This window comes from Streptomyces sp. NPDC091412 (genome assembly GCF_044756885.1).
Taxonomy (GTDB): domain Bacteria; phylum Actinomycetota; class Actinomycetes; order Streptomycetales; family Streptomycetaceae; genus Streptomyces.
The window spans coordinates 129,613-143,255 of the sequence record NZ_JBIVTV010000001.1; the positions used below are offsets into that span (position 1 = coordinate 129,613).

The following is a 13,643-nucleotide window of genomic DNA, read 5'->3' on the forward strand; positions in this document are numbered from 1 at the left end:
CCGTCAGGTGGTGACACGAAGGTGTGCACGGCCGGATCCGAACGTTCGGTTCCGGACGATGCTCGGACCATGACGCGAAACGAACTCGCGGTGCACGTACGGGGGCTGCGCAAGCGGTACGGGGACGTCACCGCGGTCGACGGAATGGACCTGGCGATCAGGAAGGGCGAGGTCCTGGGGCTGCTCGGACCCAACGGCGCGGGCAAGAGCACCACGGTGGAGATCATCCAGGGCCACCGCTCACGGGACGCGGGCGAGGTCTCGGTCCTGGGGGCGGACCCGGCGAGCGCCACGCGCGCGTGGCGCTCGCGCGTCGGAATCGTCTGGCAGGACGAATCGGCGCCCGCCGAGTTGACGGTCCGCGAGACCGTGCGGCACTTCGCCCGGTACTACCCCCGGCCGCGCGACCCGGAGGAGGTCATCGCCCTGGTGGGTCTGGAGGCGAAGGCGGGGAGCCGGATCAAGGCGCTGTCGGGTGGCCAGCGGCGTCGGCTGGACGTGGCCCTCGGGGTGATCGGCGGCCCGGAGCTGCTGCTCCTGGACGAGCCGACGACCGGTTTCGACCCGGCGGCGCGGCGCCGGTTCTGGACGCTGATCCGCACGCTCGCGCAGGAGGGCACGACGATCCTGCTGACCACGCACTACCTGGAGGAGGCGGAGGTCCTCGCGGATCGGCTGGCGGTGGTCGCCCGAGGCCGGATCGTCGCCGAGGGCACCTCCCGCGAGCTGCGGGAACGGCACGCCACCGGTGCCACCGTCGAGTGGACGGACCCCGACGGCACCCCGCGCACCGAGCACACCGGCACCCCCACCAGGACAGTCGCCGGCCTGATGCGTCGCTTCGACGGAGAGATACCGGGCCTGCGGGTGGGCCGCCCCACGCTGGAGGACGTCTATCTCCGGCTGACCGGACAGGAGGACGCGTGATGACCTCGACGACCGGACGGACCCGCGCCGGGGCGGCGGCCGCGCGGCTGCCCGGGGCGTGGGGCATCGGGCTGCACCGGGGCGCCCTGGAGATCAGGCAGTTCTTCCGGCAGCGCGAGCAGGTGGTGTTCACCTTCGCCTTCCCGGTGGTGTTCCTGTTCCTGTTCGCGTCGATCTTCCACGACGACGTCAGCGGCACCGGCGTCACCGCCTCGCAGCTCTACGTCTCCTCGATGCTGGCCTCGGGCATCATGTCGACCAGCTTCCAGTCCCTGGGCATATCGATCGCGGTCGAACGGGACGAGAAGGCGCTGCGCCGGCTGAGCGGCACGCCGATGCCGCCGACGGCGTACTTCCTGGGGAAAATCTGGCTGGTTCTCTTCACCGGCCTGCTGGAGACGGCGATCCTGCTGCTCGTCGGCACCACGCTGTACGGCGTCCGGCTACCCTCGGACGCGACCCGGTGGTTCCACTTCGCGTGGATCTTCGTGCTCGGCCTGACCGGGTGCGCGCTGCTGGGCATCGCGATCAGTTCGGTGCCCAGGTCGGCGAAGAGCGCCGCCTCGGTGGTCGTGCTGCCGTTCCTGGTGCTCCAGTTCATCTCCGGGGTCTACATCCTGGTCGACGCCCTCCCCGGCTGGATGCTGAACGTCGGCGCCCTCTTCCCGCTGAAGTGGCTGTGCCAGGGCCTGCGCGGGGTGTTCCTGCCGGACTCGGCGCGGGTGCTGGAACAGGCGGGGAGCTGGGAGTTCGGGCGGATCGCCCTGGTGCTCGCGGCCTGGTGCGCCGGCGGACTGGTGCTCTGCCTGCTGACGTTCCGCTGGAAGGACCGGCGGGCGGGCTGAGTCCGGGAGGCGGCCGCGGCCGGGACGGCGAAGGGCGCCGGTGCCCGGACAAGCACCGGCGCCCTTGCGTGAGGAGCGTCAGCCGAGACGGGATTCCAGTTCCGCGACGATCTCGTTGACCGCGATCGCCGTCTGCTCTCCGGACTCCATCTCCTTGAGCTGGACGACGCCGTCGGCGAGGTCGCGCTCACCGGCGACGAGCGTGAAGCGGGCACCGGACCGGTTGGCCGCCTTCATGGCGGCCTTGAGGCCCTTGTGGCCGTAGGAGAAGTCGGCGGCGATGCCCACCTTGCGCAGTTCGGAGACCTTCGCGAACAGCACCCGGCGTGCCTCCTCGCCGAGCGGGACCGCGAACACGCTGGTGGCCGACGGGATTGGGAGGTCGACTCCCTCCGCCTCCAGGGCCAGGACCGTACGGTCCACGCCCAGCGCCCAGCCCACCGACGGCAGCGCGGGGCCGCCGATCATCTCGGACAGGCCGTCGTACCGGCCGCCGCCGCCCACCGCGGACTGGGACCCGAGCCCGTCGTGCACGAACTCGAAGGTGGTGCGGGTGTAGTAGTCGAGTCCGCGGACCAGCTTGGCGTCGTCCTCGAAGGCGACTCCCTGGGCCTCCAGCAGCGCCCGCACTTCCTCGTGGTACGCCTTGCAGCCGTCGCACAGGTAGTCGCGCAGTAGCGGGACGCCCGTCAGCTGCTTCTGCACCGACTCCCGCTTGTCGTCCAGGACGCGCAGCGGGTTGATGTCGATCCGGGTGCGGGTGTCCTCGTCCAGGTCCAGGCCGCGCAGGAAGTCCTGGAGGGCGGCCCGGTAGACCGGACGGCACTCCTTGTCGCCCAGGCTGTTGAGCAGGATGCGGAAGTTGCTCAGGCCCAGCGAACGGTAGGCCTGGTCGGCCAGGATGATCAGCTCGGCGTCGAGCGCCGGGTCCTCCGCCCCGATCGCCTCCGCGCCGACCTGCGAGAAGTGGCGGTAACGGCCCTTCTGGGGGCGCTCGTAGCGGTAGTAGGAGCCGGAGTACCACAGCTTGACCGGCAGGTTGCCGGCCTTGTGGAGGTTGGCCTCCAGGGCGGCGCGGAGCACGGAGGCGGTGCCCTCGGGGCGCAGGGCGAGCTTGTCGCCGCCCTTGGTCTCGAAGGCGTACATCTCCTTGGTCACGATGTCGGTGGACTCGCCGACGCCGCGTGCGAACAGCTCCACGTTCTCGAAGCCGGGGGTCTCGATGTAGCCGTAGCCGGAGTTGCGCAGCGGGGCGGCGATCGCCTCGCGGACCGCCAGGTACTTCGCGGAGTCCGGCGGGATCAGGTCGTACGTGCCCTTGGGGGCCTTGAAGGTGCTCACGGAAGGTCTCTCGTCACATTCCTCGTCGGGGAGCGTCGTCCAGGTCCGCTCCCGGGCCGGCGGCCACCTGCCGCAGATAGGGATTGGTGGCGCGCTCCCGGCCGATGGTCGTCTGGGGGCCGTGGCCGGACAGCACCACGGTCGAGTCGTCGAGCGGCAGGCACACGCGGGCCAGCGAGTCGAGCATCTCGGCCGTGTCACCGCCGGGCAGGTCGGTGCGTCCGATGGAGCCGGCGAACAGCAGATCCCCGGAGAAGAAGACCGGCGGGATGTCCGCGGCCCCGGGCATCCGGAAGGTCACCGACCCCTTGGTATGGCCGGGCGCGTGCGCGACGGAGAACTCCAGGCCGGCCAGCTTCAGCTCGGCGCCGTCGGCCAGTTCCTTCACGTCGTCCGGCTCCCCCACGGTCAGCTCGCCCATGAGCGGCATGCCGATGGAACGGCCGAGCGCCTTCTCGGGGTCGCTCATCATGTACCGGTCGGCCGGGTGGATCCAGGCCGGTACGTCGTGCGCGCCGCACACCGGGACGACCGAGGCCACGTGGTCGATGTGGCCGTGGGTGAGAACGACGGCGACGGGCTTGAGCCGATGCTTCCTGACCGCTTCCTCGACGCCTTGGGCGGCCTGGTGGCCGGGGTCGATGATCACGCACTCCTCACCGGCGGCGGGGGCGACGAGGTAGCAGTTCGTCCCCCAGGCCCCGGCGGGGAACCCGGCAATGAGCACGATCGTCCTTCGTTGTGTCGATTACGGGCGGCTACAGCTGTTGTCAGAGCCTACCGGCGCTGCCGGATCCTCAGGTAACCCATATACGGTACGGGCACACGCGGGTGGACGCCTCGGGCGACGCACCCGTGACCGGTGGACACACGAGACGCATGAGGAGAGAACGCGGTGGTCAGCCAGGAGCAGCGGCGGCGTCAGCTCGCCCGGGAGAAGTTCTTGCGGCAGCAGCAGCGGCGCACCGCCGCGCGGCGCAAGTCACGCGCACGCACCTCCGTGATCGCGTCGGTACTGGGCGTGGTCCTGATCGGCAGTGTCGCGCTGTACACGACCGGGGTGCTGAAGAACGGCAAGGGCGACAAGGCCAACGCGAGCGCCGAGGTCACCCCGAGCGCCTCGGCCACCAGCAAGGCGCCGGACCCGTGCGCGAAGCCGGCCGCGGGCTCGGTGAAGAAGCTGAGCTGGGCCAAGGAACCGGCGATGTCCATCGACAAGTCGGCGAAGTACACGATGACGCTCGACACCACGTGCGGCGGGATGGACCTGGACCTGAAGGCGTCCGCGGCACCGCACACCGTGAACTCCTTCGACTTCCTGGCCGGAAAGGGCTTCTTCGACCACACCAAGTGCCACCGGCTCACCGCCGAGGGCATCTATGTCCTGCAGTGCGGCGACCCGGAGGGTACGGGCCGGGGCGGTCCCGGATACACGATTCCCGACGAGAACCTCAAGGACAAAAGCCTGAAGGGCGACGTCTATCCGGCGGGCACCGTGGCAATGGCCAACACGGGGCAGGCGCACTCCGGTGGAAGCCAGTTCTTCCTGGTGTACCAGGACAGTCCTCTCCCGCCCAGCTACACGCCTTTCGGCACCGTCTCCGAGTCGGGTATGAAGGTGCTGAAGAAGATCGCTGACGCAGGGGCGGAGCCCGCCGATCCGGAGACGGGCAACACCGCCCCGAACGCGACCGTGGTGATCAACAAGGCGACGGTGACGAAGTCCTGACGGCAGCGACGACCGGCTGGGAAATTTCGGTCGCGCTGGATGCGGACAGGCCACCCGCCGGTCGCCTATGTTGGCGGTGACGAAACTGTGGACGATGCCCGGGGGAGCTTCGAGGCCCTCCGCAGGCATCATGTGGAGGAGGCGCTGTGAGCAGCGACCCGTGGGGCCGCGTCGACGAGACGGGGACCGTGTACGTGCGTACGGCCGATGGCGAGCAGGTCGTCGGTTCCTGGCAGGCCGGCTCCCCTGAGGAGGCGCTGGCCTACTTCGAGCGCAAGTACGAGGGCCTGGTTGTCGAGATCGGCCTCCTCGAGAAGCGAGTGCAGACCACCGACCTGTCGGCCAAGGACGCCCAGGCCGCCGTCGGCCATCTGCGGGAGCAGATCGACGCGCACCACGCGGTCGGCGACCTGGACGTGTTGCGTGCCCGCCTGGACAAGCTGGTCGGGACGGTCGAGGCACGCCGTGAGGAGCGCAAGGCGCAGCGCGCCCGGCAGGCGGACGAGGCCCGGCACGCCAAGGAGGCGCTGGTCACGGAGGCCGAGGAGCTGGCCCGTTCCGATCAGTGGCGGGCGGCCGGGGAGCGGCTGCGCGCGCTGGTGGACACCTGGAAGGGGCTGCCGCGTCTGGACCGCAAGTCCGACGACGAGCTGTGGCACCGCTTCTCGCACGCCCGGTCGGCGTTCTCCAAGCGGCGCAAGGCGCACTTCGCGCAGCTGGACGCGCAGCGCGAGGACGCACGCAAGGCCAAGGAGCGGCTGGTCGCCGAGGCCGAGGCGCTGTCGGGCTCGACGGACTGGGGTCCCACCTCGGCCCGCTACCGCGAGCTGATGACGGAGTGGAAGGCAGCCGGCCGTGCCCAGCGCGAGCACGAGGACGACCTGTGGAACCGCTTCCGCGGTGCCCAGGACGTCTTCTTCGCCGCCCGCAGCTCGGTGTTCGCCGAGCGGGACGCCGAACAGGCCGAGAACCTGAAGCTGAAGGAGGAGCTGGCCGGAGAGGCCGAGAAGCTCCTGCCGATCACGGACCTGAAGGCCGCCCGCGCCGCCTTCCGCTCGATCAACGAGCGCTGGGAGACCATCGGCCATGTGCCGCGCGACGCCCGTCCGCGGGTGGAGGGTCGGATGCAGACGGTCGACCGGGCCATCCAGGAGGCCGAGGAGGCCGAGTGGCGCCGGACGAACCCGGAGGCGCGGGCCCGTGCCGAGGGTCTGACCGGTCAGCTCCAGGCCGCCGTGGACAAGCTGCGGGGGCAGATCGAGCAGGCCCGCGCCCAGGGCAACTCCTCCAGGGCCGACAAGCTCGAGAAGGAGCTTGACGGCCGCCAGGCGCTCCTGGACCAGGCTCTGAAGGGCCTCCAGGAGTTCGGCGGCTGATCCTGGGTCCGCCTGGATCCGGCGACGCTTCCACTGACGGCTGAGGGCCCCCGTAGCGCCTACGGGGGCCCTCAGCCGTTCTCTGTACTTGTCTTTCCCCGTACTCGTCCGGTGGCGGCTACGCCCGGCTGCGCGCCGACGTGACCCGGTAGACGTCGTAGACGCCCTCCACGCCCCGCACGGCCTTCAGGACGTGGCCCAGGTGCTTGGGGTCGCCCATCTCGAAGGTGAAGCGGGAGGTGGCGACGCGGTCGCGGGAGGTCTGGACGGCCGCGGAGAGGATGTTGACGTGCTGGTCGGACAGGACGCGTGTGACGTCCGAGAGCAGACGGGAGCGGTCCAGGGCCTCGACCTGGATGGCGACCAGGAAGACCGAGGACTGGGTGGGCGCCCACTCGACGTCGAGGATCCGCTCCGGCTCACGCGACAGTGACTCCACGTTGACGCAGTCACTGCGGTGAACCGATACGCCACTACCCCGCGTGACGAAGCCGATGATCGGGTCGCCGGGTACCGGAGTGCAGCAGCGGGCCAGCTTGACCCACACGTCGTCGACGCCCTTGACGACGACACCCGGGTCGGCGCTGGAGCGGCGCTTGCGGGAGCGTCCGCGCGAGGGCGGCACGCTCTCGTCGATCTCCTCGGTGGCCGCCTCCTCGCCGCCGAGCGCCTGCACCAGTTTCTGCACGATGTTCGGCGCGGAGACGTGCCCCTCGCCGATCGCCGCGTACAGCGCGGAGATGTCCGAGTAGCGCATCTCGTGCGCGAGGGTGACCAGGGAGTCGCCGGTCAGGATGCGCTGGATCGGCAGGTTCTGCTTGCGCATCGCGCGGACGATGGCGTCCTTGCCCTGCTCGATCGCCTCGTCCCGGCGCTCCTTGGAGAACCAGGCCCGGATCTTGTTGCGGGCGCGCGGGGACTTGACGAAGCCGAGCCAGTCGCGGGAGGGACCGGCGCCGGCCGCCTTGGAGGTGAAGACCTCCACCAGGTCGCCGTTGTCCAGGGTCGACTCCAGCGGAACGAGCCGGCCGTTGACGCGTGCTCCTATGGTGCGGTGGCCGACCTCGGTGTGGACGGCGTAGGCGAAGTCCACCGGGGTGGCGCCCGCCGGGAGCGCTATGACGTCGCCCTTGGGCGTGAAGACGAAGACCTCGTTGCGGGACAGGTCGAAGCGCAGCGACTCCAGGAACTCGCCGGGGTCCTCGGTCTCCTTCTGCCAGTCCAGCAACTGCCGCAGCCACGCCATGTCGTTGATGGCGCCCGCGTCCTTGCCGGCCTTGCCGGCGGGCTTCGGCGCGTCGGTACGGACCTTGGAGGCGCCGGCGACGGCCTCCTGCTTGTACTTCCAGTGCGCGGCGATGCCGTACTCGGCGCGGCGGTGCATGTCGAAGGTGCGGATCTGCAGCTCGACCGGCTTGCCGTTGGGGCCGATGACCGTCGTGTGCAGCGACTGGTACATGTTGAACTTGGGCATCGCGATGTAGTCCTTGAACCGGCCGGGGACCGGGTTCCATCGCGCGTGCACGGTGCCGAGAGCGGCGTAGCAGTCGCGGACCGTGTCGACCAGGACGCGGATGCCCACCAGGTCGTAGATCTCCGCGAAGTCACGGCCGCGGACGATCATCTTCTGGTAGACGCTGTAGTAGTGCTTGGGCCGGCCGGTGACGGTCGCCTTGATGCGCGCGGCGCGCAGGTCGGCCTGGACCTCGTCGGTCACGATGGCGAGGTACTCGTCCCGCTTGGGGGCGCGCTCGGCGACGAGGCGGACGATCTCGTCGTACATCTTGGGGTAGAGGATCGCGAAGGCGAGGTCCTCCAGCTCCCACTTGATGGTGTTCATGCCCAGCCGGTGGGCGAGCGGGGCGTAGATCTCAAGCGTCTCGCGGGCCTTCTTCTCCTGCTTCTCGCGCTTGAGGTAACGCATGGTGCGCATGTTGTGCAGGCGGTCGGCGAGCTTGATGACCAGGACGCGGGGGTCCTTGGCCATGGCGACGACCATCTTGCGTACGGTCTCGGCCTGCGCGGCCTCGCCGAACTTGACCTTGTCCAGCTTGGTGACGCCGTCGACGAGCAGGGCGACGGTGTCGCCGAAGTCGCGGCGCAGCTGGTCCAGGCCGTACTCGGTGTCCTCGACGGTGTCGTGCAGCAGCCCCGCCATCAGCGTGGCCGGGTCCATGCCGAGTTCGGCCAGGATGGTGGTCACGGCGAGCGGGTGCGTGATGTACGGGTCGCCGCTCTTGCGCTTCTGGCCGCGGTGCCAGCGCTCGGCGACCTGGTAGGCGCGCTCGATCTGGCGCAGGGTCGAGTTCTCGATCTTCGGGTCGTTGCTGCGCACTATCCGCAGCAGCGGCTCCAGCACCGGGTTGTACGGGTTGGCGCGCTGCACGCCGAGACGGGCGAGGCGGGCGCGGACGCGGTTGGAGGAGCCGGAACGGCCGGGCTGGCCGACGGAGGGGCGCACGACGGGCGGCGGCGCGGGACGCTCGGTCGGGGCCGGCTTGGGGCGCGCGGCCTCGGTCGACTTGCCTACGGGGGCGGACTGGGCGTGCTCGGCCGTCCCACGGGTGTCGCTCTTCGCGTGCGGCGCGGGCTTCGCCGCGGGCGCCGAGGCGGACTCGGGCTTGGCGGCGGTCAGTGGCTGGGCCTCGTCTGGCAAGAGGACTCCTCGTGCGCGATCCGGGTCCCCCAGTCAGGCTCCGGAGCCCCCATGGTAGCGATCCAGAGCTCCGGGATCCCCTCCAGCCCGATCGAAGGACCGTTTACGGGACTAACACACAAGACGGACACGAGATTCCGGTACCCCCCTTTCAAGCCCCCGAACAACCGGGCACCGCCCGTTGTACGGGGTCCGAAGCCCCCGCCGGGACCTGGGCAGAGCCCCAGGAGGGCGCCTCTCCCCCACCGAGCCGGGCAGACGGCCGGGAAACCGGGAGTGCAGGGGGCAGAGCTTCCGCTGGGGTCTGGGGCGAAGCCCCAGGGACGGGCCCTTTTCACCCACCGAAACGGGTGGCCGGGTGGGAAAGCCGGGGGTGCAGGGGGCGAAGCCCCCGCCGGGGTCTGGGGCGAAGCCCAGGGAGGGATCCTCTTCACTCACCAAGACGGGTGGGCGGCCGGGAAAGCCAGGGGTGCAGGGGCGAAGCCCCGCCGAGGTCTGGGGCGAAGCCCCGGGGACGGGACCCTACCCACCCACCGAGACGGGTGGGCGGAGCGGGGGCGCAGCCCCGGAACAGGGGGCCCGAGGCACCAAGCCCCAGGCCCCCACACACCACACTCAGAGCCGGAGGAGCGCCTCCAGCGGCGCCCCCGACAACGCCGGCTCCAACCGGGTCCGCCCACCGAGAAACCCGAGTTCCATCAGTACCGCCACACCGGCGACCTCCGCCCCGGCCCGCCGGATGAGCTGGATGGACGCCTCCGCGGTACCTCCCGTCGCGAGCACGTCGTCGACGACGAGAACACGGTCCCCCGCGCTCAGATCCTCCGCGTGGACCTCGATCTCCGCCGAGCCGTACTCCAGGTCGTACGCCTGGCTCAGCGTCGCTCCGGGGAGCTTGCCCGCCTTGCGCACGGGGATGAAGCCGAGGCCCGCGCGGAGCGCGACCGGGGCGCCGAGGATGAAGCCTCGGGCCTCCAGGCCGACGACCTTCGTCGCCCCCTCCCGGGTGCCGACCTCCGCCAGCGCGTCCGTGAGGACGGTGAACGCCGCCGGATCCGCCAGGAGCGGGGTGATGTCCTTGAACATCACCCCCGGCGACGGATAGTCGGCCACATCACGGATGCGGCTGAGCAGCAGCTCCTGGACGTCGGTCATCGTCGCTTCCCCGAGGGTCGGCCGCGGCCCCGGCCGCGGGAGGCGGGCTGGTTGCGCGGGCCCACCACGGCGGGTGCGGCGTCCTCCGGGTCCTCCGGCTCGTCACCGGCGGTGACCCCGGCGGACTCCGCCTCCAGGGGCTCGCCCTGCGCCGCCGCGTGCGCCCGCTTGGCGAGCACGCGCTTCTTGAGGGCCTTCATCTGCGGCTCGAGCTCCTTGAGATCGGCGACGAGCGGCGTGGCGATGAAGATCGAGGAGTACGCACCGGCCGCGAGGCCGACGAACAGCGACAGCGAGATGTCGTTCAGCATGCCCGCGCCGAGCACACCGCCGCCGATGAACAGCAGGCCCGCCACCGGCAGCAGCGCCACCACGGTGGTGTTGATGGAACGGATCAGCGTGCCGTTGATCGAGCGGTTCGCGATCTCGCTGTACGTCCAGCGGGTCTGCCGGGTGATGTCCTTCGTCTGCTCCTTGAGGCTGTCGAAGACGACGACCGTGTCGTAGAGCGAGTAACCGAGGATCGTCAGCAGACCGATCACCGTACCGGGCGTGACCTCGAAGCCGACGAGGGCGTAGACGCCGGTGGTGATCGTCAGGTCGTGGATCAGCGCGACGAGCGCGGCCAGCGCCATACGCCACTCGAACGCGATCGCCAGGTAGATCACGACCAGGACCATGAAGATCCCCAGGCCCTGCCAGGCCTTGTTGGCGATCTGCTCACCCCAGCTAGGACCGACCAGGTCGGCGTTGATGTGCTCCGGATTGACCTTCAGGTCCTTGGCCAGAGCTTCCTTGACCTGGTCGGACTTGCCGGTCTCGATGCCGGCGATCTGGATGCGCAGGGTGCCGTCACCGAGCTTCTGCACGATCGACTCCGCGCCGGAGGCGGCGTCGTGGGCGTAGCTCTCCGCCTGGGCCACCGACGCGCTCATGTGCTTCGGCGTGGTGAAGACCGCTCCGCCCTGGAACTCGATGCCCATGTTCAGGCCACGCACCGCCAGGCCCAGGATGGCCGTGATGGTGATCAGGATGGAGATGCCGTACCAGATCTTGCGGTTCTTGATGAAGTCGTAGCCGACCTCGCCGTGGTGCAGTCGGGCGCCGAGGTTGCCGAGTTTGGACACCTCACGCCTCCTTCGTCTCGATGGGGGCGGAGGGACGGCGGGTGCGGCGCAACGGAGGCTTGGCGCCCAGGCGCTTGGGATCCAGTCCCGACCAGCTGTGGCCACTCGCGAAGAACTTCCGACGGGCGAGAATCGTCATCAGCGGCTTGGTGAACAGGAAGATGACGACCACGTCGAGCACCGTGGTCAGACCGAGCGTGAACGCGAAGCCCTGCACCTTGCCGACGGTCACGATGAACAGCACGGCGGCGGCCAGGAACGACACGAAGTCCGAGACGAGGACGGTACGCCGGGCCCGCGGCCAGCCGCGCTCCACGGCGGGGCGCAGCGAGCGGCCCTCGCGGATCTCGTCCCTTATGCGTTCGAAGAACACGATGAACGAGTCCGCGGTGATACCGATCGCGACGATCGCGCCGCACACGGCCGGCAGGTTCAGCGCGAAGCCGATGGTCGGGCCGAGCAGCGACATGAGGGTGTACGTCAGCATCGCGGAGACCATCAGCGAAGTGATGGCGATCATCGCCAGGCCGCGGTAGTAGACCACCAGGTAGATCACGACCAGGGCCAGGCCGATGGCGCCCGCGATCAGACCGGCGTGCAGCTGCTCGCCGCCGAGCGCGGCGGTCACGGTGGTGACGCTGTCCTCCTTGAAGGTCAGCGGCAGCGAGCCGTAGGACAGCATGTTGGCGAGGCTCTGAGCGGACTGCTGGTCGAAACTGCCCGAGATCTGGGCGTTGCCACCGGTGATGGCGCTGCGCACGTACGGGTCCGAGACCACGTCGCCGTCCAGGACGATGGCGAACTGGTTCTGCGGGGACTGGTTCTGAGCCAGCCTGCCGGTGATGTCCGCAAACTTCTTGCCGCCCTTGCTCGTGAAGTCGAGCTGGACGATCCAGCCGGAGGCACCCTGCGTGTCGAAGACCGCTTGCGCCTTGTCGACGTCGGTGCCGTCCACCTGGGCGGGGCCGAGCAGGTACTTCTGCCACTGGCCCTGCGAGTTCTGGCCGCAGGCGACGGTCGACTCGGTGGGCAGCACGCCCTTGCCGGCGGTGGCACGCACGTCCTGCTTGCTGCAGTCCAGGGCGGCGTACTCGGCCTGGAGCTTGCTGTTCGCGTCACCGGAGCCGCTGCTCGGGGACGGTGCGGCGCTGGTGGAGGCCGACGGGCTCGCCGAGGCGTTCGGGCTGGCCGGGGAGCCGTTCGCGGACGGGGTGGCGTCCGCCTTCAGAGCGTCGGTGACCGGGCGGCCCTGCTTGGTCTCGGTGGCCGAGGGAGTCGGGGAACCGGAGGGGGTCGCCGCGCCGGTGGACTTGTCGGTCGCCTTGTGGGAGGTGCTGGGCGACGGCTCGGCCGGGGCGGCGCCGCTGATGTCGGTGGCGAGGACCGGGCGGAAGTACAGCTTCGCGGTGGTGCCGACCTGCTCCCGGGCCTGCTTGGAGTTGGTGCCCTTGGGGATGTTGACAATGATGTTGTCATTCCCCTGGGTCTGGACCTCGGCCTCCGATACACCGAGACCATTGACACGGCGTTCCATGATGTTGACAGCCGTGTCCATGTTGGCCTTGTTGACCGCGGATTCCTGACCGCGCTCCGGTACCGCCCGCAGCGTGATACTCGTACCGCCGGCCAGGTCGATGCCCAGGCGCGGAGCGGTGTTGCCGGTGACGAACATGCCTCCGGTGAGCGCCACGATGGCGATCAGAATGAGGGCCAGCGAGCGCCCCGGCTTGCTCTGGGCGCTCGCACTGCGTCCCTTTTTGGATACAGCCACCTTTTCAGCTACTCCCTCTCGGGCCGTCCCGCGCCGGGTGAGCTCGGCGACGGCCATCACATGGTGTCGGAATCCCGCGCGAAGTGAACGCATCCCAGGGCGCGCGCAGGTCGTGCCGCGCGCCCTGGGTGGTGACTACTTCGCCTCGGAGTCGCCGTCGGTCTTCTTCGGCTCGTCCTCCGCCTTCGCCTCGGCCGCGTCGGCCGGCTCCTCGGCCGACTCGGCCGGGTCCTCGGCCGACTCGGCCGGGTCCTCGGCCGCGTCCTTCTTGCCGAGGTCGATGGGCTTGTCGTCGGAGGCGCCGTCGGTGTCGGTGTCGGCGGACTCGTCGGCACCGGTGAGGGAGGAGGCGTCGTCGGGGACGAGGTCGGCGTCGGACTTCAGGTCGTGCTCGACGCCGTGGACGATGCGGTTGTACTCGTCGTCGCTCAGGACGGTCGCGATCGCGTTCTTGGCGAACAGCAGATCGACGCCCGGGCCCGCGTCGAGGAGGACCGTGTCGTCGTTGACCTCCTTGACCGTGGCGTACATGCCCCCGATGGTGCGGATACCACTACCGGGCTGCATCTGGTCGCGCATGTCCGCGGCCTGCTGCTGCTTCTTCTTGGCCGACCGGGTCATCAGGAACATGGCCCCGATGAGCACGATGAACGGGAGGAGGGTCACGAGACTCACGGGTCGGAACTTCCTTCACACGACCGCGATGGGGAGCGGCC

Annotated in this window: 11 protein-coding genes; 4 read left to right on the forward strand and 7 right to left on the reverse strand. The window is 69.9% G+C overall.

Going from position 1 to position 13,643, the window contains the following annotated elements; translation table 11 throughout:
* Window positions 1-69 precede the first annotated feature (69 nt).
* Entirely contained in the window at window positions 70-927 is an 858-nt protein-coding gene (locus ACIQMV_RS00545; RefSeq protein WP_402590044.1) for an ABC transporter ATP-binding protein, read from the forward strand.
* The gene (locus tag ACIQMV_RS00550; protein ID WP_402590046.1) at window positions 927-1,772 is read left to right on the forward strand and encodes an ABC transporter permease; all 846 of its coding nucleotides are present in this window, start codon (window positions 927-929) and stop codon (window positions 1,770-1,772) included. Before ACIQMV_RS00545 ends, ACIQMV_RS00550 begins: the two co-directional genes overlap by 1 nt.
* Window positions 1,773-1,850: 78 nt before the next feature.
* On the opposite strand, the gene hisS is transcribed toward ACIQMV_RS00550, so the two are convergent.
* Together hisS and ACIQMV_RS00560 are read right to left on the reverse strand one after the other, a co-directional pair.
* On the reverse strand, window positions 1,851-3,113 hold the full coding sequence (hisS, locus tag ACIQMV_RS00555; protein WP_402590048.1) for a histidine--tRNA ligase: 1,263 nt from the start codon (window positions 3,111-3,113) through the stop codon (window positions 1,851-1,853).
* 13 nt (window positions 3,114-3,126) lie between these two features.
* Window positions 3,127-3,840, reverse strand: a complete 714-nt coding sequence (locus ACIQMV_RS00560; protein ID WP_225076235.1) for an MBL fold metallo-hydrolase — start codon at window positions 3,838-3,840, stop codon at window positions 3,127-3,129.
* A 168-nt stretch (window positions 3,841-4,008) separates the two neighbouring features.
* Between ACIQMV_RS00560 and ACIQMV_RS00565 the strand changes: the two genes are divergently transcribed.
* Window positions 4,009-4,842 (forward strand): peptidylprolyl isomerase, encoded by an 834-nt coding sequence (locus ACIQMV_RS00565; RefSeq protein WP_402590050.1) that lies wholly within the window; start codon window positions 4,009-4,011, stop codon window positions 4,840-4,842.
* A gap of 146 nt (window positions 4,843-4,988) precedes the next feature.
* Window positions 4,989-6,218 (forward strand): DUF349 domain-containing protein, encoded by a 1,230-nt coding sequence (locus tag ACIQMV_RS00570; protein WP_402590051.1) that lies wholly within the window; start codon window positions 4,989-4,991, stop codon window positions 6,216-6,218.
* Between the two features lie 118 nt (window positions 6,219-6,336).
* Here ACIQMV_RS00570 and ACIQMV_RS00575 read toward each other — a convergent pair whose 3' ends face one another.
* The 5 genes from ACIQMV_RS00575 to yajC all read right to left on the reverse strand — a co-directional run bounded on the left by ACIQMV_RS00575 (window position 6,337) and on the right by yajC (window position 13,602).
* A complete protein-coding gene (locus tag ACIQMV_RS00575) occupies window positions 6,337-8,874 on the reverse strand; it encodes a RelA/SpoT family protein (protein WP_388476688.1) in 2,538 nt (845 codons plus the stop codon).
* Window positions 8,875-9,489: 615 nt separating this feature from the next.
* Window positions 9,490-10,029, reverse strand: coding sequence for an adenine phosphoribosyltransferase (locus ACIQMV_RS00580; protein ID WP_141362739.1), 540 nt, complete (start codon window positions 10,027-10,029; stop codon window positions 9,490-9,492).
* On the reverse strand, window positions 10,026-11,156 hold the full coding sequence (gene secF / locus ACIQMV_RS00585; RefSeq protein ID WP_401777823.1) for a protein translocase subunit SecF: 1,131 nt from the start codon (window positions 11,154-11,156) through the stop codon (window positions 10,026-10,028). The genes ACIQMV_RS00580 and secF overlap by 4 nt, the downstream gene beginning before the upstream one ends.
* 1 nt (window position 11,157) lies before the next feature.
* Complete coding sequence (gene secD, locus ACIQMV_RS00590) at window positions 11,158-12,927, reverse strand: protein translocase subunit SecD (protein WP_402590054.1); 1,770 nt, start codon at window positions 12,925-12,927, stop codon at window positions 11,158-11,160.
* A gap of 135 nt (window positions 12,928-13,062) precedes the next feature.
* Window positions 13,063-13,602, reverse strand: coding sequence for a preprotein translocase subunit YajC (gene yajC, locus ACIQMV_RS00595; protein ID WP_402590056.1), 540 nt, complete (start codon window positions 13,600-13,602; stop codon window positions 13,063-13,065).
* Window positions 13,603-13,643 lie beyond the last annotated feature (41 nt).

Excerpts from the sequence above, each read along its gene's own strand:
- ACIQMV_RS00545 (WP_402590044.1), top strand. The coding sequence starts at position 70 with ATGACGCGAAACGAACTCGCGGTGCACGTACGGGGGCTGCGCAAGCGG.
- ACIQMV_RS00550 (WP_402590046.1), top strand. The coding sequence starts at position 927 with ATGACCTCGACGACCGGACGGACCCGCGCCGGGGCGGCGGCCGCGCGG.
- ACIQMV_RS00580 (WP_141362739.1), bottom strand. The coding sequence starts at position 10,029 with ATGACCGACGTCCAGGAGCTGCTGCTCAGCCGCATCCGTGATGTGGCC.